Below are 23,627 nucleotides of genomic sequence, written 5' to 3' on the forward strand. Positions count from 1 at the left end.
CCGCCTAGTGGCCGGCCGCCAGAATCTGAGGCAGCAGGGGGAGAAGCTGTTCCGACAGCAACACTGTCCCCAGCCCGATCATGATGATTCCGCTGACCAAGGTCACAACACGCGCGGCGCCCGGCCGGGAAGCCAGCAGCTTCCTGGAGGTCAATGCCACGGCCGTGTAGATCACGCCGGCGAGGATCACGAACGTCAGGCCCAGCAAGCCCGACTGGATCGGCACGGGCAGTGTTGCCTCGGGGCTGACAAACTGCGGCACCAGTGCAACGAAGAAAAGCAGCCCCTTTGGGTTGATGCCGCTGGTGCCCATCCCCTGAAGGAACGTACGGAGCTGGTTTCCGGACTGCACGACGCCGCCTTCCGCACTAAAGCTCGCGCCTCGCCACGAGCGGAGGGTCGCGACGCCGAGCCACAGCAGGTAGGCAGCTCCCGCTATGGTCAGCCATCCCAGGAGCCCTGGAACGCCGGCCAGGAGGGCTGCCAATCCTGCCACCATCAGCAAAGTGTGAATGACATAGCCACTGCAAAGACCTGCCACTGCGGGGACGAAGCTGCGTTGCCGCAGGCCGGCCGAAATCGAGTACGCCCAGTCGACGCCGGGCGTGCAGGCCAGGCTGACGGCGACGACCATGAAGGCCAGGAACAGCTGCGGGTTCACGTTTTCTCTCCAGGGCTAGGTGGTAGGAAAACTCTAGGGAAATCTGCGCCATAAGTGTTCCCGTTTTTAGCCCAGCCGATGGCCTTTTGGGTAAGATATTTGCGTGATTGACGGGATTGATAGAACTATTTTGCGCCACCTCAAAGAGGACGGCCGGATGACTGCCACTGCGCTTGCTTCGAAGGTGGGGTTGACGGTGGCTCCATGTCATCGGCGGCTCCGCGATCTGGAGTCGTCCGGAGTGATCCGCGGCTACAGGGCTGACATCGATCCCGCCGCGGTGGGGCTCGGCTTCGAGGCCATAGTGTTTGTCACGCTCAAGCAGGTGGAGCGCACCATCATGGCGGAGTTTGAGGAGCGGGTAACAGCCAGTCCCAACATCGTGGAGGCCCAGCGGCTGTTCGGCTCTCCCGACTACCTGCTGAAGGTCATCGCCGCGGACCTGCCTGCCTACCAGCGCTTCTACGACGACGAACTCGCGGCACTTCCTGCGGTGGAACGCCTGACATCCACGCTGGTAATGAAAAACCTGAAGACCAACATCGGCCCACCCGTCTAGGGCCTACTCCGCCAGCAGGCCCGTTGTCCGGTAAGGAATGACTTCGCGGAGGAACATGCTGGTGGACGTGCGGACGATTCCCGGGCACAGCCGGATCTCTTCGGAGACCCGGTAGAGATCGTCCGGGCTTTTTGCCACCACCCTGATGATGAGGTCGGTATCACCGGCGGGGGCATGGCATTCGAGGACTTCAGGGATCTCCCGGAGGGCGGCGATCGCCTCGTTCAAGTGGCTCTGGTCGAGTTCGGCGCTGACGGCGGCAGCGACGCCGCGTCCCAGGGCTGAGGGCAGGACGCGGCTGCTGTTGGGACGGAGCGCACCGGACGCCGTCATTCTCTCCAGGCGCGATTGAACTGTTCCGCGTGCAAGGTGCAGCTTTTGGGCCAGCACCATGATGGGCACGCGGGGATCTTCATCAAGGGCGGCCAGAATTCGCCGGTCCGTGGCGTCGAGTTCCTGCAAAGTGACCACTTCCTGTCGAGTTTTTCGCATGAGACTGGTCAGATCGACCAACTATTATCACGTCCGTTGCACCAACTGTATGCCTCCTGCTGAAATGGTGACAACGAAGCAGGACGAGGCTACCGCCAAAACCCGCAGGCAACAGGAACCCGGAACACCACCCGGAGCCCTGCACAGGTTTCCCGCAAGGAAGCAGCCGCTGATTGACTCTTGTTCACAGCATTGTCATTCCGCACCCGCCCGTTCATCCGGGCGCCACAGCAAGAGCCCCTGAGCTACCGGATCGTTGCGGTAGCTGAGGGGCTCTTGTGTTCTCTGGAGATGTTTACCGCCGCCGGCACATAGGCTTGAACCATGACTTCTGCCGGCCGTTTCGCCCCGAGCCCCTCCGGCGAATTGCACATCGGCAATCTTCGAACCGCCATTCTTGCGTGGCTGTTCGCGAAGTCCAGCGGCCGTGACTTCCTGCTGAGGGTCGAGGATCTGGACCGCGCCCGTTCCGGCGCTGAGGCGGAGCAGCTCCGCGATCTGCAGGCCGTCGGCGTCAGGTGGGACGCCGCCGTCGTGCGCCAGACCGAGCGTGCGGAACTGTATGACCAAGCGATTGCCCGCCTGACGGCTGAAGGCCGCACCTATGAATGCTTCTGCACGCGGCGGGAGATACAGGAGGCCCCTTCCGCGCCTCATGCCCCGCAGGGCGCCTATCCGGGGACATGCCGACGGCTTTCCCACGCTGAAATCGAGATTCGGCGTGCGACGCGTCCCGCCTCCATCCGGCTGCGGACCGACGTCTCCGAGTGGGCTGTTGAGGACCAGTTGCAGGGTAATTATGTGGGCGTCGTGGACGACTTTGTGCTCCGCAGGAATGACGGAGTGACCGCCTACAACCTGGCAGTAGTGGTGGACGATGCCGCCCAGGGAATTGACCAGGTGGTGCGCGGCGACGACCTCCTCCCGTCCACCCCCAGGCAGGCATATTTGGCAACGCTGTTGGGGCTGCCTTTGCCGGAATACGCCCATGTTCCCTTGGTGGTGAACCACGACGGCGTCAGGCTGGCAAAGCGCGACGGTGCCGTCACGCTGGCCGACCTCGCCGCCGTCGGAATTCCTGCAGAACGTGTGCGTGACCTGATCCTTGAGTCGCTTGGACTCCCGGCCGGAACCTTGGATAACGCGCTGCCGCACTTCCACCCCGGGACCCTTCCCACGGAGCCGTGGGTGTGGAAAACTCCCCGGTCCTGAACCAGCCACCGCGTAGGCTGGCTGGATGCATTCACAGCTGATCGCCCCAGGTTTCGAGCCCGTCGCCGAGCTCTTCGGTAGTTTCCTCGCCCAGGATCCTGACTATTCTGCGCAGGTGGCGGCCTACCATCGTGGCGTCAAGGTTCTGGATCTTAGCGGGGGCCCGCACATCCGGCCGGACTCCGTGACCGGCGTCTTCTCATGCTCCAAAGGCATGGCTGGCCTGGTGATGGCGTTGCTGGTTCAAGACGGCACCCTGGATCTTGACGCAGAGGTGGTCAAATATTGGCCGGAGTTTGGTGTCGAGGGCAAATCCTCCATCACCGTGGCGCAGCTTTTATCGCACCAGGCGGGGCTCCTGGGGGTGGAAGGCGGCCTGACCTTGAACGAGGTCAACAACTCCGGGCTTGCAGCGGCCAAACTCGCCGGGCTGCCGCCCTTGTGGAAACCTGGCTCGGCTTTTGGATATCACGCACTGACCATAGGCATCTTCATGGAAGAGCTCTGCCGACGCATCACCGGTTCCACGCTGCAGGATGTTTTCGAGCAACGCATCCGTGCAGTAACCGGGGCCCACTTTTACCTGGGCCTGCCCGAGGCCGAAGAAGACCGCTTCGCACCGTTCCGCTGGGCAGCGGATCCCTCCTGGCCGTGGGTGGATCCCGCCAGCCATTTTGGGCTGGCTGCCAATGCGGCCGTGGGCGACATCCTGGACTTGCCCAACATCCGGGAAGTGCGGGCCGCGGGGCTGAGTTCCGCTGCCGGTGTGGCCAGTGCGGAGGGGATGGCGAGGATCTATGCTGCGGCGCTGACGGGCTTGGCCGGCTCCGGGGATCCCATGCCCCTCCTGACTGAAGAGACCATCCGGACGGTGTCCGCCGAACAGATCTTCGGGATCGACCGCGTCTTTGGTGAGACCGGCTGCTTCGCCACCGTTTTCATGAAGTCCCACACCCGGATGCCGTTCGGCAGTTACCGCGCGTTCGGGCACGACGGCGCCAGCGCATCTTTGGGGTTCGCGGACCCTGTGTATGAACTCGGCTTTGGGTACGTGCCACAAACGGCGGAGCCCGGGGGAGTGGGGTGCCGCAACTTCCAGTTGAGCTCGGCGGTGCGGGAAGTGATCGCGGGGCTCGCTGTTTAGCTTTGTTGTGCTGCCGGGACTCCTGCCGCCATTCCTGCCCACAAGGTATCTGTGGTGGCGGTGACGACGTCTTCCACGGAATTCCCGTCCAGGTGCCCGCCGGCCGCCAGGAGGGCCGTTCCGTGAAGGCTTACGAAGCACACCATGGCCAGTGTTTCGGGGTCGCCTGCGGCCAGGACGCCCGCCTCCTGCGCCTCGGTGATCATGGCTCGGGCAACGTGTATTCCTTGTGCACCAGTGCTTCTGAGCTCATCACTGGAATCGGGGTGGTGTTTGGTGGAGTACATCACCGTCAGCAGGGCGGGGTGCTCAACAGCAAAGTCGACGTAGGCTTTGCCGATCCCCACGAATCGGCCCCGGAGTTCGTGCCCGGATTGCGCGGCATCTTGGATGCGGCGATTCATTGACTCAAAGCCAGCCAATGCCACGGCGTCAATCAAAGCCTGCTTGTCACGGAAGTGCTTGGCTGGGGCGCCGTGGCTGACATTCACATCCCGGGCCAGTTGACGTAGGGAAAGTCCGTCCACGCCGGCTTCTTCGATGGTCTCCCTGGCGCGTTCCAAGAGGGCCTCGCGAAGTTTGCCATGGTGGTACGGCTGGGCAGTCATGGATAGAGTCTAAGCCAATGTAGTCATTGACAACAAAGTAGACGCTGCCTACCATGTAGACAGCGACTACATTAGTCTCCGACTCAACCGATGGGATTCCGCCATGACCATGACTTACCAAGGCACTACTGCTCTGATCACGGGCGCCAGTTCCGGCCTCGGCGCTGAATTCGCCGGACAGTTTGCTGCCCGAGGCTCCAATCTTGTCTTGGTGGCAAGGCGCGCGGACCGCATGGAGGAGTTGGCCCGGGACCTGCGCTCCCGCCACGGTGTCACAGTGACCGTGTTGCCCTTGGACCTGGGCCAGGCAGGGGCGGGACGCGAGCTCTTCAACGAACTGACCGGCCGCGGTATCGCCGTGGATACGCTGATCAATAATGCAGGTTTCGCAACCCATGGTCCTTTGGTGGAGGAGGACCCTGAGACCATTGCCTCGGAGATCTCCCTGAACGTGTCTTCCCTGGTGGATATCACCCGGGCATTCCTCCCCGGTTTGCTCGCCTCCGGGAAGGGCTCCTTGGTGAACGTGGCCAGTACTGCCGCGTTCCAGCCCATCCCCGGTATGGCCGTTTACGGCGCCACCAAGGCCTTCGTCCTGAGCTTCACCGAAGCCGTTGCCCACGAAACCAAGAACTCTGGACTCAGCGTCCTGGCCCTTTGCCCCGGTGCGACGAGCACTGAGTTCTTTGAAGTCCTCGGTGGTGAATCCGCGGCAGTTGGCAAGATGCAGACCCCTGAGCAGGTGGTCGGCACTGCGCTCAAGGCACTCGATCGCAAGGACACACCCGGCAGCGTGGTTTCGGGCTGGGTCAACCGGGTTACCGCCGGGTTCGCCCAGCGTATGCCGAGGGCTGTTACCGTCGCCATCGCTGCCCGGGCAGTTCAGGACTGGTAGTACTGGTAGGTCCGGCCACCGGTGCTTACGGATCCGGAACACCGGATAGCCTGAGCATGGGACCAATCCCCGTTGGTCCCATGCCCAACCCGGAGGCCAGTATGACCGAACCACGCTTCACCGTAGAAACAGCCCAAGTCTTGGCGGAGGTGGCCCACAACCGGCAGAAGGACAAGCTCAAGCGGCCGTACCGCGAGCATGTCCTGGCTGTTGGCGACGCACTCGCCGACTTCGACGACGACATCCGGATCGCCGGCTACCTTCACGACATCGCCGAGGACACGCCCATCACCAGGCAAGCCCTGTTGGAAATGGGAGTGTCGGAGCGGGCGGTGGACATCATTGAGCGCGTCACCCGCCGCTTCCACGACGACCCGGATGATTACGACGCCGGCATCCGTTTCGTTGCGGAGGACCACGACGCCACGTTGGTGAAGATCGCGGACAATGCCCACAATTCCCTGCCGGAGAGGGTCAAAGCGCTTGCTGAAAAGTGGCCGGACAAGCCCCCGGTCACCCGCTATGCCGATGCCCGCCCCGTGCTGTACACGGCCGTTCCCCGCGAAGAAGTCCGGATGATCCTGGAGCGGATCAACCCTTACCTGCTCCGCGAATTGGACGAGATCGCCCCCGAGTGACCCCTGCCCCCTCCGTTGTGGGGCCTGTTCTGCGTGTTTGGTGTGGGTTTTGGGGCGTTTTGCGGGCCCCGCAACGTGAGGGTTGGTGGGTTGTGGGGCCTGTTTTGCGTGCTTGGTGTGGGTTTTGGGGTGTTTTGCGGGCCCCGCAACGTGAGGGTTGGTTGGTTGTGGCCTAGCCCGCGGCGGTTTCCAAGCGTCGGAGTGCCGCCGCCCGGCCCTTGTGCCCGCGTCGTTCGTCGTAGGCAATGGACAGGCCCAGAACCACCATCATGACCAGCATGCAGATGGGCACGGATGCCCCGGCTGCGGCCAGGGCAATACTGGACGCCAAACCCAGCACCACCAGTGTGGAGCTCCACAGGTGTTCCCGGTCCATGCCGAGCAGGATCCCGTACAACGTGCTGAGCGAGACTTTGAACAGAATGATGGGAATGGCGATGGAGGCCACCGCGGCGGCTGCGGGAATATGGGTTTCGTGATCAATGAAATAGGCGGCAACATGCAGTCCGGCACCTGTGGCGGCAATGGCTGCGAAGACCGGCATGTGCCCGTAGCCGAACACCCATGAACGGTGCCGTTGGACGTGCAGTGCCGGGCCTGAGGGCAGGATGAAGTAGATCCACCACATTGCGAAGGCCAGCCCTGTCCCGCTCAATCCAACCAAGGCTGCATCCATGGACCATTGGTGCGTGGCCACAATGGCACGCAGGGTTTCAATGGCGCCAATCAAGCATTCACCCAAGGCAATGATGGCCAGGAGTCCGTACCTTTCCGCGATGTGATGCGCATGCCACGGGGTTCGGATGTTCCGTTCTGCGAAGTAAGGGGCCGCCATTTCCATGACGAACAGTGGAGCTGCCATGAGGAACGTGGTGAGGACGCTTGCATCAACCAGGAGCACCACAACCCACCCCACCTGGACGATCGCCACGTACTTTGCGTAGCGCAAACACGTTTCCCGGCGTTCGGGATCCTGGCGGGCTGCACGCAGCCACTGGAAGATCAGGGCCACCCGCATCACGATGTAGCCCAGGACCATGGTGAAGTTGTCTACGTGCTTGCCCTCGATGATCGAGTGGAACACCGGCTCGACACCCATGGCCAGGATGAGGACGCCCACCATCTGGATCATGGTGACCACCCTGAACACCCAATCGTCGGTGTCATAGGCGCTGGCGAACCACGTGAAGTTGATCCAGGCCCAGATCACGGCAAACATGGCGAAGGAGAAGGCGAGGAGCCCGGGCCAGAAGTGCGCTTCCGCCACGGCATGGGCGAACTGGTTGCCGGCTACACCGAAAGCGATGACGAAGGTCAGGTCGAAGAAGAGCTCCAGCGGAGTTGCTGTGCGGTGCTTTTCATGGGGATCGCGGCCGCCCATGCGGGAAAGTGCATGGCGGAGGGGATTCGAGGACATGGCTCAAAGATTACCGCTGCCCTTGCCTCTGCGCCGAGATCGCCGGAATGCGTCGAGACCCCCCGGAACCTTCCGGCGACCCCGCAGCGTTCCGGCGATCTCGAGGAGAAGCAGCCCCTACACGCGCCCCAGGACGTCGATGTCTTCCAGGAAGTCCTGATGCACCTCGGCGCTGACGGTGGTCCGGGTCTCCCGGATCGCATCGAGGTAGTCCTGCGTCACGGGTCCCTTGCGCCCGTTGGCCCCAGCCCCAACCCCGGACGCAGCGCCGGCTGAACCGCCCGAAGCAGCACCGTCGTCGTACACTGCTTTTTCCAGGGCGCGCTGGGAGGCACTGCGGGCGGCAAACTCGATGTCGGCGGGTGAGAAGCCCTCGGTCCGTTCCACCAGCTGGGCGATGTCCACCGAGTCCACCACACTGGCGGGGATGAACCGCTGCCACATCGCTTCGCGGGCGTGGACATCCGGGAGCCCGATGGGGATGACGTAGTCGAACCTGCCGTGGCGCAGGAATGCGGTGTCCAGGGCGCGGATGAAGTTGGTGGCGCAGACCAGCAGCCGGCCGGGTTGTTCGCGGAAGGCCGGAATGATCTTGAGGAGTTCGTTGGTGACGCCCTGCAACGGCGACGGCGGATCACCGGCGCGCTGCGACGCGATTTCCTCCACCTCGTCGATGAACACCACGGCGTGTTCCAGCTCGGCAATTTCCAGGAACGTCTCGCGCAACGCTCCGGCCAGGCCCTTGGGATCAGAGGCCAAGCGGGACGGGAAGACCTCCACGAACGGCCATTCGAGGCGGGAAGCGATGGCCTTGGCGAAGGTTGTCTTACCGGTGCCTGGAGGACCAAAAAGCACGACGGCGCGCGGCGGCACCACGCCGTATTCGTCGGCGAGGTCGGCCTCGGCCAAGGGCAAAACGAGCCGGCGTTCCAGCAACTCCTTTTCGCGGCGCATGCCAGCCACGTTCTCCCACAGGTCCCGGGCCAGAATACGCCCGCCAAGGAGTCCCAAAGCGCCTAGTTCCTGCCGCTGCACCGGGATGGTCCGCTCGAAATAGCGCAGGTTCTTCTTCACCACGAAGCCGCGCCCCAGGAACGCTTCGACGCGGGTTTCGGTCTCGGGCATCAGTGCGGAGAGTTTGTTGAGGCCGTGCGGGGCCATGCGGTTCTCGACGGCGGACAGCAGCGAGGTGCCGATGCCGCGGCCACGGAACTCGGTCAACGTTGCCAGGAACACGATCCAGCCTTGATCGTGTGCGGCACGCCCCACGGCGGCACCCACCACTTGCTCGCCTTGGACTGCCACCACGGCGTGGTCCTTCTCGCAGGACGCCAGGACCTCGGACAGCGCGTAGACCGGCTCCACGCCGTCGGCTTTGAGGGACTCCCAGAGGTGCAGGATGCCGTCCAAATCGGACGAGTGGAAGTCCCTGATGCGCCAATTGCTCATGGCTGTATCTCCTGAGTCTGCTAAATGAGTCGCCGTTGATCTCTTGGAGTTGAGCATAGGCGAAGCACTGCTGCAGGAGGTTGCGGGCCAGTTGCGTTACGAAAACCCTATTGAACCGGGCGGAGCCGCAGACCCTGCATGCCGCCGTCCACAGCCAGTGAGGTTCCCGACGTCGAACCGGACAGGGGGCTTGCAAGGTATGCAACAGCCCCGGCCACCTCGGCAGCCTCGACCAGCCGGCCGTGGGGTTGCCGGGCGTTCAGGGCTGCCCGCTCGGCGGCGGGGTCGGTGGCGGAATCCAGCAATCGTCCTACCCAGGGAGTATCAGCGGTGCCCGGATTCACGCAGTTGACCCGGATCCCCTCGCGGATATGATCGGCGGCCATGGCCAGCGTGAGGGACAGGACCGCACCCTTTGACGCCGAGTACAGGGCACGTTGCGGCAGTCCCGCGGTCGCCGCGATGGAACAGGTGTTCACGATCGCGGCCGCCGGAGACTCGCGCAAATACGGCAGCGCCGCGCGGCTGACACGGGCGATGCCCACCACGTTGACGTTGAGGACGCGCAACCACTCGTCGTCGTCGTTCGCCGAGATATCGCCCTGCGCACCGATGCCCGCGTTGTTGATGACGATGTCCAGTCGTCCGAACTGCTGCACAACATGCTCGACGGCGGCACGCACCGACGCGTCATCAGCCACATCGCACTGGACACCAAAGTGCGGGCTGTTTTCGGGGGAGAGGTCCAGCACAGCGACCTGCGCACCTCCGGCAGCGAGACGGTCCGCGATAGCCGCCCCAATGCCGGAGGCGCCGCCGGTCACGAGTGCCGCGAGGCCCTCAAAGTCGTTGCCCGCTGAGGATGCCATGATCACCTCAGGCGCTGACGCGGTCAGGAGCGGTGATTGGCGAAGCGGCTTGGGCCCGGAAGTACTCCTGGCGCTGGCGTCCCAGTCCTTCGATCTCCAACTCCACCACATCGCCGGGCTGGATAAAGGGGAATCTGCCGGACAATGCCACGCCTTCGGGCGTGCCCGTGATGATCACATCGCCCGGTTCCAGGACCATGTACTGGCTGAGGTGGTGGACGATCGTGGCGGGTTCGAAGATCATGTCCGAGGTACTGGAGTCTTGCCGGCCCTCGCCGTTGACCAACGTCTGCAGGCGGAGGTTGCCGGCATCGATGTCCGAGGCCGGAATGAGCCATGGGCCCAGGGGGGTGGAACCGGGGAGGGATTTGCCCTTGGTCCACTGTCCCGCAGCACCGGGAATCTGGTAGTCGCGCTCGGAGAGGTCGTTGGCCACGGCATAACCGGCAATGCACGCTTTGGCTTCGGAAACGGACGAAAGGTATGACGCTTCCTTGCCGATCACGATCGCCAGTTCCACTTCCCAGTCGTACTTTTCCGACGACGGCGGGATGGGTGCGGCGTCGAAAGGTCCGGCAATCGTGTTGGTGGGCTTGAGGAAGACCACGGGAACCTCGGGCGGCGTCGCACCCGATTCGGCGGCGTGGGCGGTGTAGTTGAGGCCGATGGCTACTACTGCGCCGGGTCGGGCAACCGGCGCGCCGATGCGCAGGCCCTCGGGGGAGATTTCGGGAAGTTCTCCGCTGTTCAGGGCTTCGCGGGTGCGTTCGATGCCATCCGAGGCGAGGAAACCGCCGTCGATGTCCTGCGTCAAGGGCGTGAGGCTGAAGTACTTTTCAGCACCGTGAGCGTCTTGGGCGATGACGGCCGGTTGCTCGTTTCCGGCCGTTCCCAGCCTGGCGAATTTCAAGGTCATGGCTTCCTCCGTGTTCGGGACTAACATCCGAGCTCTAGTGTGGTGTTTTCCCCCATAATACGGAAATGTGACCCATTGACAAGGCAGACATCGGATGTTTAGGCTCGGTGGAGAATCGTGACGCACTTTCAGGAGCCGCATGAGCATCATCACTGCAATGGAAACGTTTGATATTCGCTTCCCCACCTCTTTGGAACTGGACGGTTCCGATGCCATGAATCCGGACCCGGACTATTCAGCTGCCTACCTGATCATTGGCACAGATGCCGATGACGGGCATGAAGGGCACGGCTTCGTGTTCACCATCGGTCGGGGTAACGAGGTGGAAACTGCGGCCATCAACGCGCTCCGCGAACACCTCCTCGGCGCCGATGTTGAGGCGCTGCTGGCAGACATGGGCGCCACCTGGAAGCTGCTGGCCCACGATTCCCAACTCAGGTGGCTGGGGCCCGAGAAGGGTGTGATGCACATGGCCATCGGCGCCGTGGTCAATGCGCTCTGGGATCTAAAGGCGAAACGGGCAGGCCTGCCCCTCTGGGAGTTGCTCGCCGGCATGACGCCGGAAGAGCTGGTGGCACTGGTGGACTTCCGCTACCTGACCGACGCCCTGACCCCTGGCGAGGCCCTTGAAATCCTCCGGGCCGCCGAGCCCGGACGGGAAGCGAGGAAAGCCGCACTTCGCGCCGAGGGCTACCCCGCGTACACCACGACGCCGGGCTGGCTGGGTTACAGCGACGAGAAACTGACGCGTTTGGCCAAGGAAGCCGTGGCTGACGGATTTGCCCAGATCAAGCTCAAAGTGGGTGCCTCCTTGGAGGACGACATTCGCCGTGTGAGGGCGGCTCGTGCTGCGGTTGGTCCGGATATCAAGATCGCAGTGGACGCCAATCAACGCTGGGACGTGCAGGAAGCCATCGACTGGATGGCACACCTTGCCCCGTATGACATCGCCTGGATCGAGGAGCCCACCAGCCCGGACGACATCCTTGGCCATGCTGCCATCGCCCGCGGAGTGGCGCCCATCCCTGTGGCTACCGGCGAACACGTACAGAACAGGGTGGTGTTCAAACAGATGCTCCAGGCCGGCTCGCTGCAGGTCCTGCAGATTGACGCAGCCAGGGTAGCGGGGGTCAATGAGAACATCGCCATCCTCCTTCTCGCCGCCAAGTTCGGTGTGAGGGTCTGTCCACATGCCGGCGGGGTTGGCCTGTGTGAAGCCGTGCAGCACCTGTCCATGTTCGACTTCGTTGCGGTGTCCGGAACCAAGGAGAACAGGACCATCGAATTCGTGGACCACCTCCACGAACACTTCGTCACACCCGTTGTTGTCCACGGCGGCGCGTATTGGCCGCCGTCGAATCCTGGCGCGGGGAACCAAATGCTCCGTGAAACACTGGCCGCGTACAGCTTTCCGAACGGCCCCGTATGGAAGGAATCCCGTTGATCCAGCACGCACCTTGGTTTGAAGAGGCACGCTTTGGGATGTTTGTTCATTGGGGTATCTATGCCCTGCCTGCACGCCACGAGTGGGTGATGAACAAGGAGGAAACTACTGTGGAGGAGTACTCAAAGTACTTCCGGCGCTTCGATCCGGACCTCTACGATCCCCGCGAGTGGGCCCGGGCTGCACGTAACGCCGGGATGAAGTACGTGGTCCTCACCACCAAGCACCACGACGGCTTCTGCCTGTGGGATTCGGCCCTGACGGACTACAAAGCAACCAACACGCCAGCAGGCCGTGATTTGATTGCGCCGTATGTGGAAGCCCTCCGCGCCGAGGGGCTGAAGGTCGGTTTCTACCACTCGCTCATCGACTGGCACCATCCCGATTTCACCGTGGACGGGGTACACCCCCAACGCAACTCGTCCGACGTCGAAAGTTTGAATGCCGGGCGTGACATGGACCGGTACCGCGAGTACCTGCACGGTCAGGTTCGTGAGCTCCTCACCGACTACGGCACCATCGACTACCTGTTCTTCGACTTCTCCTACACAGGCGGACACCAGGAAGAATATTGGGGCGGCAAAGGCCGGAAAGACTGGGACTCCGATGCCCTGCTTGCCATGGTGCGGGAACTGCAACCGGCCATTGTGGTCAACGATCGGCTGGAAATCCCGGGAGACCTGGTCACACCGGAGCAGTACCAGCCCGCCGGCCCCATGATGGTCGACGGCGAACCGGTCACCTGGGAAGCCTGCCAGACGCTGAACGGCAGCTGGGGCTATGACAGGGACAACCTGAACTACAAGCCCGTGGACCTGCTCATCCGCATGCTGGTGGATGGCGTGTCCAAGGGCGGCAACCTGCTGCTCAACGTGGGCCCCACAGGGAGGGGCAGCCTGGACCCGAGGGCGCTGGGTTCGCTGGAGGGCATTGGCGAATGGATGAAGCTGCACTCGCGCGCCATCCACGGTGCCGGTGCCTCGACCTTCACAGCACCGACGGATGCCCGCTATACCCAGCGCGGAAACCGGCTCTACGTTCACTTGTTCGCCTGGCCGTTCGAGTACGTCCACCTGCCCAACCTCGCCGGCAAGGTGGAATACGCCCAGCTGCTCAATGACGCCTCGGAGGTGTTCCTGCGCGAACTGGACCCTGCGCAGCAAGCCATGAACATGACCCCCGGCGGCCAACCACCCGGAACACTCACCATCAAGCTGCCCGTACAGCGGCCCGACGTCGCCGTCCCGGTGCTGGAACTGTTCCTGACGCCGTCGGCTGGGGAGACAGAGGCAGTAAATGGCTGAGAGCATCGCCCTGCACACCAAGCTCAAACCAGGGACCGAAGAGGAGTACGCCAACGCGCACGCGAACATTCCCGACGAATTGGTGGCAGCCCTCAAAGAGGCAGGGGTGAAGAACTGGCGGATCTGGCGCAGCGGACTGGATCTCTTTCACGTGGTGGACGTCGAGGACTACCAGGCCATGCGGCATGCGCTCGCCGGTCACCCGGCCAATGTGCCGTGGCAAGCCCGAATGGCTGAACTTTTGGCCGTCCAGGACGATTACTCGGGGGAGGATGCGGGTATCCAGAAGGTATGGGAGCTGCCATGAACTCACGCGAACCCGGCAAACCGGGAAGTCTCGGCAAACTCGGCTTCGGCGGAGCGGGCATCGGAAATCTTTACAGGGCCATCCCGGACGGGGAGGCTCTGGCCACTGTGTTGGCCGCTTGGGATGCGGGTATCCGCTACTTCGACACCGCGCCGCACTACGGGCTGGGCCTCTCGGAACAAAGGCTGGGCGCCGTCCTCAGGGATAAACCCCGGGACGAGTTCGTCATCTCCACCAAAGTGGGCCGGCTGTTGGAACCCAACTCCGACGGCGGCAGGGACCCGGAAGGCTTCGATGTACCCGCCACCACGCGGCGCGTCTGGGACTTCTCCGAGGGCGGTATCCGGCGCAGCATCGAAGACTCCCTGGAACGGCTGGGCCTGGACCATGTGGACATCGCCTACCTGCATGACCCCGACATCCACGATCTCCAGGCGGGAATCTCCCAGGCCTTGCCTGTGCTTGAAAAGCTCCGCACCGAAGGGTTGGTCACGGCCATAGGCGTGGGCATCAACTCTGCTGAAGCGGCGTTGGAATGCGTCGAAGCTGCGGACCTTGACCTCGTGATGCTCGCCGGCCGCTACACCCTGCTTGAGCAGCCCGACGTCCCGCTGCTGGAACGCTGCGTTGAGCGCAGCACCGGCGTCGTGAGCGTTGGTGCCTACAACTCAGGGCTCCTCGCCCGCCCCGAGGTCCCCGAAGACGCACACTACAACTACCAGCAGGCGCCCCCGGAAGTGCTGGAGCGGGCGCGTGCGCTCGCGGCCATCTGCCGCGACTTCGGCGTGGAACTTCCGACGGCGGCACTCCAGTTCCCGTTGCGGCATCCGGCGGTGGTGAACGTGACAGCCGGAGCGACTTCCGCTGAACAGGTGTCCACGAACGCTGCCCGCATGGAAGAGACCGTGCCCGAAGAGCTCTGGGAGGCTTTGGAGCGTGTTGGCCGGTGATTGATTCGCACCTGCATCTGTGGACGTTGGACTCCTTCGTCACCGGGGGAGTGCGGCCCTATGGTTGGCTCGGTCCGCAGCACGGTGCGCTTTTCCGGAGCTTTGGCGAGGACGAGGCGCATGAGACGTTGGATGCGGCCGGTGTGCGGGGAGCGGTGCTGGTCCAGGCCGACGATACCGTTGCCGACACCGAGAGCATGTTGGCTGTTGCCTCGAGGAACCCGTGGGTCTTCGGAGTGGTGGGCTGGATCAGGCTGGATGCGCCGGCAGAGGCTGATGAGCAGTTGCACCGCTTCACGGCCCACCCGGTTTTCAAGGGTGTCCGGCATTTGGTGCATGAGGATCCCAGGGATGATTTCCTGGATCTTCCCGCGGTCCGTGATTCCCTGGCCTTGGTGGCTCAGCGCGGGCTCACCCTGGATATACCGGATGCTTTCCCCCGGCATGTGGGAGGGGCGGTCCGGCTTGCCCGCGAGATGCCGGAACTGACCGTGGTGCTGGATCATTTGGGGAAGCCGCCGCTGGCTGATGCTGGGCTTATGGAGGCGTGGAGTGCTGACTTCCGGGCGCTGGGGCGGGAGCCGAATACGGTGGCCAAGCTTTCGGGGCTGCATTTGCCGGGCGTTGCGTACACCGCAGATGCGTTGGAGCCCCTGTTCGAATCAGCCTTGGAGGCCTTCGGGCCGGAGCGTTTGATGATCGGTAGCGACTGGCCCGTCAGCACGCTCGGGGCGCCGTATGGCCGGACGCTGGACGTGTTGTTGGAGTTGGTGTCTTCGCTGAGCCCATCGGAGCAGGACGCCGTGCTGGAAGAGACCGCCATCCGGACGTATGGCTTGGCTGTCACTCCCTTGGCCGAGGGCTAGTACAGCTAGAGCGCCTGCCGCAACCAGTTCTCCACGCCGCTGATGTGCACGGTCACCAGCGCGCGCACCAGTTCGGCGTCGCCTCGTTCGAGGGCGTCGGCGATTGCACGGTGCTCGGCCAAGGTGTGGGCCACAGCTTTTTCCTGTGTCAGGCCACGCCAGATCCTGGCCCGCACGGTGCTGCTGGACAACGCTTCCAACAGGCTGCCGAGGTAGTCGTTTCCGGCGGCTTCGGTGATGATGCTGTGGAACTCAAGGTCATGGGCTACCAGTTCCTCGACGTCGGTGTTCTCGTCGATGCCGTCCATGGTGCCCCTCAGCGCCAGGAGCTCGTCCGGCGTGATTTTTCCCGCGGCCAAGTGTGCCGTGGCGGGTTCCAGGATTCGTCGGACCTCAAAGAGTTCCAGGATGGACCTGTCCTGGTGCAGGTCCACCACGAAAGCCACGGCTTCGTTGAGCAGCTTGGCGTCGAGGCTGGTGACATAGGTGCCGTCACCGCGGCGGACATCCAGCACTCGGATCAGCTCCAGGGCTTTCACGGCTTCACGCAGCGAACTCCTCGAAAGACCGAGCCGCTCGCTCAGTTCCTTTTCCGGCGGAAGTCGATCGCCGGCCTTGAGTTCGCCGCGGATCAGCATGTCCTTGATCTTGCTGATCGCCTCATCTGTGACAGCCATGGACCAATAGTAGCCACGAATGATCCGATGTCTGTCTCCGCCGCGTCCCCACCCAGCTGAGTCGCATTTGAGCGCGTTTTCAGTACTCAAAACGCGCTCAGCTGCCACTTGGTTGGGGGCGTTAACCCACGACGGCGGCACCTGGGTTCCGATTGTCACGGAACCCGCGGTGCCGCCGTCGTGAGTCAGCGGGTGTTGCTTGTTACTTGTCGCCGCCGGGCAGCGGGCGGTTGGCAATGACCGGCGCGCTGCCGGTGTAGCCGTCGCGGGTAGCAGCGAGCTCATGGATCTGCTTGCGGCACAGGAACCAGCCCCACACCATGAGTCCGCAGGCAATTCCTGTGACCAGCATGGTCAACGGGGACTCGATGAACACCATGATCAGCACTGCCGCCAGGAAGATCAAGGACAACCAGCCTGTGTACGGGGCGCCGAACATCCGGAAGGAGGGGCGCTTCAGCCACCCCTTGTCAGCCCAGCGTTTGAGCTGCATCTGGCACAGGACAATGGTGGCCCACGTGACGATGATGCCCACGGAAGCGACGTTCAGGACGATCTCGAAAGCGTCGGCCGGAACGAGGTAGTTCAGCGGAACACCGAGCAGGGAAACGCCGGCCGTGATGGCGATGCCACCGTAGGGGACGCCTGCCTTGTTCATGCGCTGGGCGAACTTCGGGGCAGAGCCGGCCACCGACATGGAGCGGAGGATGCGGCCCGTGGAGTAGAGCCCGGCGTTCAGCGAAGACAGTGCTGCGGTGAGGACCACGAGGTTCATAATGACGTCCACGCCCTCCACACCGATCGAGCCGAAGAACGTCACGAACGGGCTGACGCCCTTCTCGTAAGAGGTGTACGGCAGCAGGAGAGCCAGCAGAATCACGGAGCCAACGTAGAAGAGGGCGATGCGGATGACCACGGAGTTGATGGCCTTGGGCATGATCTTCTCCGGGTTGGCAGTTTCGCCGGCTGCAGTACCGATGAGTTCAATCGATGCGTAAGCGAAGAGCACACCCTGCATGAGGATGATCATGGGAAGGACGCCGTTGGGGAAGACGCCGCCGTTGTCCGCGATGAGGCTGAAACCGACTTCCTGACCCTCCACCGGGGTGCCGAAGATGACGAAGTAGGTGCCCACCAGGAGGAAGGCCACCAGCGCGGCCACCTTGATCAGCGCGAACCAGAACTCCATTTCACCGAAGACCTTCACGGAGACCAGGTTGAGGCAGAGCACCACAACCAGTGCAATGAGCGCCCACGCCCACTGCGGAACGGCGCCTATCCACGCGACGTATTTGCCGAAGAACTCCATGTAGAGTGCCGCTGCGGTGATGTCCACGATGGTGGTGGTGGCCCAGTTGATCCAGTAGAACCAGCCCGAAACGAAGGCTGCCTTTTCGCCGTAGAACTCACGGGCGTAGGAGACAAAGGATCCCGACGACGGGCGGTGCAGAACGAGTTCACCGAGTGCCCGGAGGATCAGGAAGGCGAAGAAGCCACAGATTGCGTAGGCGATCACGAGGGAAGGGCCTGCTGCGTTGAGCCGGCCACCGGCGCCCAGGAACAAGCCGGTACCGATTGCGCCGCCGATCGCGATCATCTGGATCTGGCGGGGCTTGAGGTCCTTGTGGTAGCCGGAGTCCTCCTTGTGGAGGGCTTTCTCGCTGGCGTGCGCTTGGGCCGGGACCGTGTGGTCCGTAATGGGATTGGTCATTGGAATCCTTAGGGGTGTCCTGTTGGGGGTGTCCTGGGCGCGTCCGGCAGGGAGTCCGGGCACACAAAACAAGGCCTCGTGAGGGTATGCCTCATGGGGCGTGACGGCTGGTTGGAGCGTTTACAGGCCAGTTTCGGCCTATTTGCTGAGATTTGCCAGACGTTCGGGGCTCAGCAATTCCTCAAGTTGGGTGGCGGTCAGGAGACCGTGCTCCAACACGAGTTCCGCAACGCCCTTACCCGTTGCCAGCGCCTCCTGGGCGATAGCTGTGGCGGAGGCGTAACCGATATGGGGGTTCAATGCCGTGACGAGACCGATCGACTGCTCCACGGTAAGCCGTAGCCGTTCGGTGTTTGCAGTGATGCCCCGGACGCAACGCGCCGTAAGGGTGCGGCACGCTGCTTCCAGGTGGGAGATGCTCTTGTGCAGGCTGTGCACAATGATCGGTTCGAAGGCGTTCAGCTGAAGCTGGCCGGCCTCCGCGGCCATGGTGACGGTGACATCGTTGCCGATGACTTCATACGCCACTTGGCTGACCACTTCCGGGATCACCGGATTGATCTTGCCGGGCATGATCGACGAGCCGGACTGCACGGCCGGAAGGTTGATCTCGCCCAAACCCGCACGCGGTCCGGAGGACAGCAAGCGGAGATCGTTACAAATCTTGGAGAGTTTCACTGCCACGCGCTTCAGCACGCCGGAGAGGTGGACGAAAGCTCCCACGTCCTGGGTTGCCTCAATGAGGTCAGCGGCAGTGAGGAGGGGAAGGCCCGTGATCTCGGCCAGGTGGCGGCAGGCGGCTTCAGCGTAGCCGGCCGGGGCGTTCAAGCCCGTGCCGATTGCCGTAGCACCAAGGTTGATCTCGTGGATCAGCATGTGGGACTCGTCCAGGCGTGCCCGGTCCTCGCCAATGGTCACGGCGTAACCACCGAACTCCTGGCCCAGGGTCATGGGAACAGCGTCCTGCAGTTGGGTGCGCCCCATCTTCACCACGGTCCGGAACTCCCGGCCCTTCTCGGCAAAGGCCAGCTCGAGTTCTTCGAGGGCTTCCAGGAGTTCCTTCACGGAGAAGATCGTGGCGAGGTTCACCGCCGTCGGGTAGACGTCGTTGGTGGACTGGCTCAGGTTTACGTGGTCATTCGGGTGCAGCTTGGAGTAATCGCCCTTGGGGTGTCCAAGGATTTCCAGCGCACGGTTGGCGATGACCTCGTTGGCGTTCATGTTGGAACTGGTTCCCGCGCCGCCCTGGATCACATCCACCATGAACTGCTCGTGGAGCATGCCGTCCATAACGTCCTGGCAAGCCTGCTCAATGGCCGCGGCCTTCTCGGCATCCAGCAGGCCAAGCTCGTGGTTGGTGCGTGCGGCTGCCTGCTTCACGGCGGCCAGGCCCCTGACCAGGTGCTTGTTAGTGGAGAGTGGCTGCCCTGTAATGGGGAAGTTCTCGATGGCCCGCAGGGTGTGGACGCCCCAGTAGGCATCCGCAGGTACATTGCGGTCGCCCAAAAGGTCGTGTTCGGAACGGAGGGGGATCGCCTGATCGACGGTGGTCATAGCTGTCCTTGGTTTAGTTGCTGAAAATTTGGGCTGCACGGAGTTCGCCGACCGGAAGGCCGCCGCCCAGCACAGGTGGGCCCTGAAGCGTGTCCAGGCTGCCGCCGTCGACGCCCAACCGGCGGAGAACCTCAACGGTGACGGGCATGCGGGCGCGATCACCGCCGTCGGAAATTTTTACTGCTAAGCCGGTGCCGTCCGGGAGGCCGACCAGCTGAAGGCCCTCAAAACCGTCCTTTGCCAGGAGTCCCGGGACTGCCCGCATAAGGGCGGTGACATCGCGGCCTTCGCCGGCCACCATCTGCGGGTAGCGGCGCATGGCGTGGGCAACCTTGCCCTCGTCGGTGCTTTCTTCGGCTGCGGCGAGGCGGCCATAGGCGCGGGCCATGCCATGAAGCGAGTGGGCGAACAACGGAGTGCCGCAACCGTCCGTGCTGACCGCGGCAGCTTCTTCGCCGGTCAGTTCAGTGATGGTCTCGCGGACCAGTACCTGCAGCGGGTGCTCGGGGTGCAAGTACCCCTCCACAGGCCAGCCGTTGATGACGCAGACGGCGGTCATGGAAGCGTGTTTGCCAGAGCAGTTCTGTGCAATTTGGGTGGGGCCATTGCCGGCGCGGAGCCACTCTTCGCGTTCAGCCACGCCGTAAGGGAGGTCCATGCTGTTTCCCAGTGCCGCTTCGGTGAGGCCGTGCAGCTTCAGGATTTCGGTGGCGCCATCGCGGTGCATCCGGGCACCGGAGTGGCTGGCCGCGGTCAGCGCGAGGAGGTCCTGGGGTATATCCAACCCGGCTTTGAGCAGCGCCACAGCCTGCAGAGGCTTCAGGCTTGAACGCGGGTACATGGGTGCCTCGGGTTCGCCGGCTTCCAGCGCCGTGCTGTTGTCGCTGCGGAGGGCGATCAGCGATCCATAGTGGATGCTTTCCACCAAGCCGTCACGGGTTACCTCCACGAGTGGGACGTGGTGCGGCGTCTTTGCCGCCAGTTCCGGCTGGCTGGCGGTTGTTGCGGGGGCGGGCATGGTGTCCTTTGAGTGGGTCATTTGCTGAGGATCCTGTCCAGTGCAACGCTGACGGCCTGCAGGTGGGCTGCCATCGCTTTACTTGCGGCCTCGGAGTCGCCGGCTTCGATGGCGTTGAGCACGGCGACGTGCTCTTCGTCGGAGCGGTGTTGGCGGTCTGCCACGAGGTTAAGGGTTTCGGATTGGTGTGCCAGGGCCTCGCGGATGTCCGAAACGACGCTGGCGAAGACCCGGTTTCCGCTGGCGCGGGCCACGGCAGAGTGGAAGCTCGCGTCCAGGTTCACCCAGGCTTCGGGATCGTTTTCGCTGAGCATTTCCTGGACGATGTCCTTGAGGTGCTCAAGTTCCTCGTCCGTTCTTCTTTGCGCGGCAAGCCCGGCTGCGGGAATCTCGATGTGCGGGCGTGCTTCGTTGAGATCACGCGCACTGTACTGACCCAAGGTAAGGTCATTAGCGACCTTGTTGGCCACGATGAACGTGCCCTTGCCCGTTTTGGTTACCGTGAGGCCCAAGGTGTTGCAGGATCTCAGCGCTTCCCGGATGACGGAGCGGCTCACGCCGTACTGGCCCGCGAGCGTTGCTTCCGAGCTCAGCTTGGTGCCGATATCGAACTGCCCGCCTTCGATCGCACGCCGCAGGGCCGCGAAGACCGCTTCAGCTGCGGAGATGCGGGAAATGGGCATATGCCCGCCCTGGGGCTCTTGCTGTCCGGCTGTCCGGCTGTCTGACAGGTTCACGTTTCGAATATGGCACGGGTCACAAGCGGCTGTCAACGCTGAAAGGCTTGCTTCACGGTTTGGGGGTCCCGTGCGGCACCGACCGCTCGCGTTCAGCCCACCTTCGCGTGGTTCTCCATGGAGCGGAGGATGCTGATCAACTGTCCGATCTTGTCATCACCGAGCAGCGCATCCGGGCTAGCGGGCCAGCCTCACGTACAGTGCGCAATCTCGACACCTGTCGCCGTACGGCAACTTTTCGAAAAGTCGCCGTACGCCGACACTAGTAGTCGTTGCCTACGTCGACAGCTGGCCCCTTGAGGTTGGGTTTGCCTGAAGAATTTGGCACGAGACGATGTCTTTCCAGGAGCTTGACACAATGGACCATGCTCTTCACCAAAAAGTCGCTCATGCAGGACGGGTTCACCGGGTTCCGGCCGCTCGACGAACTCGATCCCATGAGGATTCCCCAAGGCCCCGGAATCTTCGCCATCCTGTGCCCCGCGGATTTTGAGCCGATGTTCCTCAGTAAGAGCACTGCCGGCACGTTCAAGAAGAAGGACCCCTCCCTCAAACGTGAAGCCCTGGAATCCGAGTGGATAGCGGACGCTTCCGTGCTTTACCTGGGCAAAGCCAGCGCCGGCAGTCAGGGCAACCGGGGACTGCGCAAGCAGATCCAGGAGTTCATGGATTACGGCCGCGGGCGGCCCACGGTCGTTTGGGACGCACGGCTTATCTGGCAGCTGCGTGATGCTTTGGACTTGGTGGTTGCGTGGAAGGAACTCCCCGCCTCCGAGGTGAATGCGGCCGAGGCCGCCTACCATTCCGACTTCGTGGCGGCCCACGGGCGGCTTCCGTTCGCCAACCTTGTCCAGGCCCGTCCCAAGAAGTAAGGATCAGGGCCCGACGGCGTTCGGCGAGTTCCGCCGTCGGCCTCCCGCTTGCTGGGCGTTCGGCGCATAATGGCAACCATGACGGCCAGCAACCCCACTGGAAGCAAACCGCATGGACCTCGCATCACGGTTGAGGTACCCGTTCTCCGTATCGGCGCGGGACCAGCTGACTATGACGGCTTATCCCGGTATGTGGATTCGCTCCGAAATCCGCCGGGACTGCACCTGACCCTGCTCCACGTTGGAATACTCGATGAACTTGGCAAGGACATCGCAGCCTGGACCAAGGGTTTGTCGTCACCTGAACAGGCACTTCCGGAGATCGCCAGTTGGTTGACCGAACTGCCGGTGTTGCAGGGCTTTCTGGGGAAGGCGGAAAAGTTGATCCCTTTGGGCGGTGGCCGCCTGATGGGGCTCGAGGTGGATGTGCCACAGGAAGTGCACGACTATCAGGCACTTTTGGTGCAAGGGCTCCACACACTTCTGGACGACCTGGGCCTGGACAACATTGACGACTTCATCCTGAGCTCACCGGCGCTGGGTTACAGGTCGCCCCGCTGGTTGCCTCACGTCGCCGTCGGCAAAGTCCGGACAAGGCACGAACCTCAGATGCAGATTGCGCCCGTTGCCATCGAGTTTGGCGATTCCCGTATCCGGAACGGGCAGGCACTGCCCTCGGTGAAGTGACTTGTTGTTTGTAGGTGACCCACGGGAAGTTCTACAGCCGGTAAAATACGAGGTGTCTCCCGTTTCCTACCTGAGGACTTCCATGCAGCCCCGCACTTTGTTCCGCACCGTAGCTTTTGCCGAGGCCGTGACTTGGACGCTGCTGCTGATCGGGTTGTTCCTTAAGTACGTCACGCGCACCACCGATGTCGGAGTGAGCATCGCTGGAGGTATTCACGGCTTCGTGTTCCTTTGCTACGCCGCGACGGCCGCCTTCACCTGGATCAACCAGAAGTGGTCAACACGAACCGGTCTCCTTGCCATCGGTTCAGCCGTGATTCCGTATGCCACCATTCCCATGGAGAAGTCGCTGGACCGCCGTGGCCTCCTCGCCGGCGGTTGGCGCCTGGCAGCCGGGGGAGAATCGCCGCGGGGCGGGTTCGAGAAAGCCCAGGCTTGGGTTCTGCGCAATCCCATTCTGGCCGTCGTTGTCACGTTGGTAGCCGTGGGTGCCGTGTTCAGCTTCCTGTTGTTCATGGGCCCTCCAGGTACCTGGTTCTCCTAGAAATCAGCCAGCGGAAAGCACCGTTCTTCGGAACCGGTGCTTTCTTCTTTTGGCGTGCCCAATCCGCAGCCCGCCACCACCCACTTTGAATCTTGG

The 23,627-nt window shown here is 63.0% G+C and carries 25 protein-coding genes; 13 read left to right on the plus strand and 12 right to left on the minus strand.

All coding sequences use genetic code 11. The annotated features are described in order from the left end of the window. Nucleotides 1-4 precede the first annotated feature (4 nt). On the minus strand, nt 5-661 hold the full coding sequence (locus M1D51_RS01785; RefSeq protein WP_458108303.1) for a LysE family translocator: 657 nt from the start codon (nt 659-661) through the stop codon (nt 5-7). Nucleotides 662-764: 103 nt separating this feature from the next. Here M1D51_RS01785 and M1D51_RS01790 point away from each other — a divergent pair, with 103 nt between their 5' ends. After that, on the plus strand, nt 765-1,220 hold the full coding sequence (locus M1D51_RS01790) for an Lrp/AsnC family transcriptional regulator (protein WP_091463568.1): 456 nt from the start codon (nt 765-767) through the stop codon (nt 1,218-1,220). Nucleotides 1,221-1,223: 3 nt separating this feature from the next. Here M1D51_RS01790 and M1D51_RS01795 read toward each other — a convergent pair whose 3' ends face one another. Beyond that, on the minus strand, nt 1,224-1,682 hold the full coding sequence (locus M1D51_RS01795; protein WP_024818488.1) for an Lrp/AsnC family transcriptional regulator: 459 nt from the start codon (nt 1,680-1,682) through the stop codon (nt 1,224-1,226). A 354-nt stretch (nt 1,683-2,036) separates the two neighbouring features. Here M1D51_RS01795 and gluQRS point away from each other — a divergent pair, with 354 nt between their 5' ends. Together gluQRS and M1D51_RS01805 are read left to right on the plus strand one after the other, a co-directional pair. After that, nucleotides 2,037-2,924, plus strand: coding sequence for a tRNA glutamyl-Q(34) synthetase GluQRS (gene gluQRS, locus M1D51_RS01800; RefSeq protein WP_458108304.1), 888 nt, complete (start codon nt 2,037-2,039; stop codon nt 2,922-2,924). 25 nt (nt 2,925-2,949) lie between these two features. Then, nucleotides 2,950-4,068: a serine hydrolase domain-containing protein gene (locus M1D51_RS01805; protein WP_458108305.1), complete on the plus strand. Its 1,119-nt coding sequence runs from the start codon at nt 2,950-2,952 to the stop codon at nt 4,066-4,068. On the opposite strand, the gene M1D51_RS01810 is transcribed toward M1D51_RS01805, so the two are convergent. Beyond that, a complete protein-coding gene (locus tag M1D51_RS01810; protein ID WP_458108306.1) occupies nt 4,065-4,676 on the minus strand; it encodes a TetR/AcrR family transcriptional regulator in 612 nt (203 codons plus the stop codon). The genes M1D51_RS01805 and M1D51_RS01810 overlap by 4 nt on opposite strands. A gap of 103 nt (nt 4,677-4,779) precedes the next feature. Here M1D51_RS01810 and M1D51_RS01815 point away from each other — a divergent pair, with 103 nt between their 5' ends. Both M1D51_RS01815 and M1D51_RS01820 read left to right on the plus strand, forming a co-directional pair. Beyond that, on the plus strand, nt 4,780-5,571 hold the full coding sequence (locus M1D51_RS01815) for an SDR family NAD(P)-dependent oxidoreductase (RefSeq protein WP_458108307.1): 792 nt from the start codon (nt 4,780-4,782) through the stop codon (nt 5,569-5,571). A gap of 101 nt (nt 5,572-5,672) precedes the next feature. Then, complete coding sequence (locus M1D51_RS01820; protein ID WP_172326396.1) at nt 5,673-6,209, plus strand: phosphohydrolase; 537 nt, start codon at nt 5,673-5,675, stop codon at nt 6,207-6,209. A 172-nt stretch (nt 6,210-6,381) separates the two neighbouring features. On the opposite strand, the gene M1D51_RS01825 is transcribed toward M1D51_RS01820, so the two are convergent. The 4 genes from M1D51_RS01825 to M1D51_RS01840 all read right to left on the minus strand — a co-directional run bounded on the left by M1D51_RS01825 (nt 6,382) and on the right by M1D51_RS01840 (nt 10,860). Next, nucleotides 6,382-7,626 (minus strand): low temperature requirement protein A, encoded by a 1,245-nt coding sequence (locus M1D51_RS01825; protein WP_458108308.1) that lies wholly within the window; start codon nt 7,624-7,626, stop codon nt 6,382-6,384. A 117-nt stretch (nt 7,627-7,743) separates the two neighbouring features. Continuing rightward, nucleotides 7,744-9,075 (minus strand): ATP-binding protein, encoded by a 1,332-nt coding sequence (locus M1D51_RS01830; protein ID WP_458108309.1) that lies wholly within the window; start codon nt 9,073-9,075, stop codon nt 7,744-7,746. 107 nt (nt 9,076-9,182) lie between these two features. Beyond that, entirely contained in the window at nt 9,183-9,944 is a 762-nt protein-coding gene (locus M1D51_RS01835; RefSeq protein WP_172322487.1) for an SDR family NAD(P)-dependent oxidoreductase, read from the minus strand. Nucleotides 9,945-9,951: 7 nt separating this feature from the next. After that, nucleotides 9,952-10,860, minus strand: coding sequence for a fumarylacetoacetate hydrolase family protein (locus tag M1D51_RS01840; RefSeq protein ID WP_458108310.1), 909 nt, complete (start codon nt 10,858-10,860; stop codon nt 9,952-9,954). Nucleotides 10,861-10,999: 139 nt separating this feature from the next. Between M1D51_RS01840 and M1D51_RS01845 the strand changes: the two genes are divergently transcribed. From M1D51_RS01845 to M1D51_RS01865, 5 genes are read left to right on the plus strand one after another with little or no spacing between them, the layout of a single operon-like run. Beyond that, on the plus strand, nt 11,000-12,304 hold the full coding sequence (locus M1D51_RS01845; RefSeq protein ID WP_458108311.1) for an L-fuconate dehydratase: 1,305 nt from the start codon (nt 11,000-11,002) through the stop codon (nt 12,302-12,304). Beyond that, nucleotides 12,301-13,608, plus strand: coding sequence for an alpha-L-fucosidase (locus tag M1D51_RS01850; protein WP_458108312.1), 1,308 nt, complete (start codon nt 12,301-12,303; stop codon nt 13,606-13,608). The genes M1D51_RS01845 and M1D51_RS01850 overlap by 4 nt, the downstream gene beginning before the upstream one ends. Next, nucleotides 13,601-13,915, plus strand: a complete 315-nt coding sequence (locus M1D51_RS01855) for an L-rhamnose mutarotase (RefSeq protein ID WP_458108313.1) — start codon at nt 13,601-13,603, stop codon at nt 13,913-13,915. The genes M1D51_RS01850 and M1D51_RS01855 overlap by 8 nt, the downstream gene beginning before the upstream one ends. Further along, nucleotides 13,900-14,865: an aldo/keto reductase gene (locus tag M1D51_RS01860; RefSeq protein WP_458108314.1), complete on the plus strand. Its 966-nt coding sequence runs from the start codon at nt 13,900-13,902 to the stop codon at nt 14,863-14,865. Before M1D51_RS01855 ends, M1D51_RS01860 begins: the two co-directional genes overlap by 16 nt. Continuing rightward, nucleotides 14,862-15,731: an amidohydrolase family protein gene (locus tag M1D51_RS01865; RefSeq protein ID WP_458108315.1), complete on the plus strand. Its 870-nt coding sequence runs from the start codon at nt 14,862-14,864 to the stop codon at nt 15,729-15,731. Before M1D51_RS01860 ends, M1D51_RS01865 begins: the two co-directional genes overlap by 4 nt. A gap of 5 nt (nt 15,732-15,736) precedes the next feature. On the opposite strand, the gene M1D51_RS01870 is transcribed toward M1D51_RS01865, so the two are convergent. The 5 genes from M1D51_RS01870 to M1D51_RS01890 all read right to left on the minus strand — a co-directional run bounded on the left by M1D51_RS01870 (nt 15,737) and on the right by M1D51_RS01890 (nt 21,428). Continuing rightward, complete coding sequence (locus tag M1D51_RS01870) at nt 15,737-16,408, minus strand: FadR/GntR family transcriptional regulator (protein ID WP_458108316.1); 672 nt, start codon at nt 16,406-16,408, stop codon at nt 15,737-15,739. A 202-nt stretch (nt 16,409-16,610) separates the two neighbouring features. After that, nucleotides 16,611-18,119 carry an amino acid permease gene (locus M1D51_RS01875; RefSeq protein ID WP_172322495.1) on the minus strand — a complete coding sequence of 503 codons (1,509 nt, stop codon included), beginning with the start codon at nt 18,117-18,119 and terminating at the stop codon, nt 16,611-16,613. Between the two features lie 138 nt (nt 18,120-18,257). After that, a complete protein-coding gene (locus tag M1D51_RS01880; RefSeq protein ID WP_172322496.1) occupies nt 18,258-19,673 on the minus strand; it encodes an aspartate ammonia-lyase in 1,416 nt (471 codons plus the stop codon). A gap of 13 nt (nt 19,674-19,686) precedes the next feature. Then, the gene (locus tag M1D51_RS01885) at nt 19,687-20,712 is read right to left on the minus strand and encodes an asparaginase (RefSeq protein WP_458108317.1); all 1,026 of its coding nucleotides are present in this window, start codon (nt 20,710-20,712) and stop codon (nt 19,687-19,689) included. Beyond that, complete coding sequence (locus M1D51_RS01890) at nt 20,709-21,428, minus strand: FadR/GntR family transcriptional regulator (RefSeq protein WP_172322497.1); 720 nt, start codon at nt 21,426-21,428, stop codon at nt 20,709-20,711. The genes M1D51_RS01885 and M1D51_RS01890 overlap by 4 nt, the downstream gene beginning before the upstream one ends. 365 nt (nt 21,429-21,793) lie before the next feature. On the opposite strand from M1D51_RS01890, the gene M1D51_RS01895 reads away from it, so the two are divergent. The 3 genes from M1D51_RS01895 (at nt 21,794) to M1D51_RS01905 (ending at nt 23,531) form a co-directional block, all read left to right on the plus strand. After that, nucleotides 21,794-22,300, plus strand: coding sequence for a hypothetical protein (locus M1D51_RS01895; protein ID WP_458109529.1), 507 nt, complete (start codon nt 21,794-21,796; stop codon nt 22,298-22,300). Nucleotides 22,301-22,378: 78 nt separating this feature from the next. Further along, nucleotides 22,379-22,987 (plus strand): hypothetical protein, encoded by a 609-nt coding sequence (locus tag M1D51_RS01900; RefSeq protein WP_458108318.1) that lies wholly within the window; start codon nt 22,379-22,381, stop codon nt 22,985-22,987. A gap of 82 nt (nt 22,988-23,069) precedes the next feature. Next, nucleotides 23,070-23,531 carry a DUF3817 domain-containing protein gene (locus M1D51_RS01905; RefSeq protein ID WP_216659694.1) on the plus strand — a complete coding sequence of 154 codons (462 nt, stop codon included), beginning with the start codon at nt 23,070-23,072 and terminating at the stop codon, nt 23,529-23,531. The last annotated feature ends 96 nt before the right edge of the window (nt 23,532-23,627 follow it).

The sequence above is a fragment of the Arthrobacter sp. R3-55 genome (assembly GCF_054161505.1).

Excerpts from the sequence above, each read along its gene's own strand:
- M1D51_RS01830 (WP_458108309.1), bottom strand. The coding sequence starts at position 9,075 with ATGAGCAATTGGCGCATCAGGGACTTCCACTCGTCCGATTTGGACGGC.
- M1D51_RS01875 (WP_172322495.1), bottom strand. The coding sequence starts at position 18,119 with ATGACCAATCCCATTACGGACCACACGGTCCCGGCCCAAGCGCACGCC.
- M1D51_RS01835 (WP_172322487.1), bottom strand. The coding sequence starts at position 9,944 with ATGGCATCCTCAGCGGGCAACGACTTTGAGGGCCTCGCGGCACTCGTG.
- M1D51_RS01820 (WP_172326396.1), top strand. The coding sequence starts at position 5,673 with ATGACCGAACCACGCTTCACCGTAGAAACAGCCCAAGTCTTGGCGGAG.
- M1D51_RS01885 (WP_458108317.1), bottom strand. The coding sequence starts at position 20,712 with ATGACCCACTCAAAGGACACCATGCCCGCCCCCGCAACAACCGCCAGC.
- M1D51_RS01840 (WP_458108310.1), bottom strand. The coding sequence starts at position 10,860 with ATGACCTTGAAATTCGCCAGGCTGGGAACGGCCGGAAACGAGCAACCG.
- M1D51_RS01810 (WP_458108306.1), bottom strand. The coding sequence starts at position 4,676 with ATGACTGCCCAGCCGTACCACCATGGCAAACTTCGCGAGGCCCTCTTG.
- M1D51_RS01855 (WP_458108313.1), top strand. The coding sequence starts at position 13,601 with ATGGCTGAGAGCATCGCCCTGCACACCAAGCTCAAACCAGGGACCGAA.
- M1D51_RS01905 (WP_216659694.1), top strand. The coding sequence starts at position 23,070 with ATGCAGCCCCGCACTTTGTTCCGCACCGTAGCTTTTGCCGAGGCCGTG.
- gluQRS (WP_458108304.1), top strand. The coding sequence starts at position 2,037 with ATGACTTCTGCCGGCCGTTTCGCCCCGAGCCCCTCCGGCGAATTGCAC.
- M1D51_RS01870 (WP_458108316.1), bottom strand. The coding sequence starts at position 16,408 with ATGGCTGTCACAGATGAGGCGATCAGCAAGATCAAGGACATGCTGATC.
- M1D51_RS01895 (WP_458109529.1), top strand. The coding sequence starts at position 21,794 with ATGCTCTTCACCAAAAAGTCGCTCATGCAGGACGGGTTCACCGGGTTC.
- M1D51_RS01825 (WP_458108308.1), bottom strand. The coding sequence starts at position 7,626 with ATGTCCTCGAATCCCCTCCGCCATGCACTTTCCCGCATGGGCGGCCGC.
- M1D51_RS01900 (WP_458108318.1), top strand. The coding sequence starts at position 22,379 with ATGACGGCCAGCAACCCCACTGGAAGCAAACCGCATGGACCTCGCATC.
- M1D51_RS01880 (WP_172322496.1), bottom strand. The coding sequence starts at position 19,673 with ATGACCACCGTCGATCAGGCGATCCCCCTCCGTTCCGAACACGACCTT.
- M1D51_RS01845 (WP_458108311.1), top strand. The coding sequence starts at position 11,000 with ATGAGCATCATCACTGCAATGGAAACGTTTGATATTCGCTTCCCCACC.
- M1D51_RS01805 (WP_458108305.1), top strand. The coding sequence starts at position 2,950 with ATGCATTCACAGCTGATCGCCCCAGGTTTCGAGCCCGTCGCCGAGCTC.
- M1D51_RS01860 (WP_458108314.1), top strand. The coding sequence starts at position 13,900 with ATGGGAGCTGCCATGAACTCACGCGAACCCGGCAAACCGGGAAGTCTC.
- M1D51_RS01815 (WP_458108307.1), top strand. The coding sequence starts at position 4,780 with ATGACCATGACTTACCAAGGCACTACTGCTCTGATCACGGGCGCCAGT.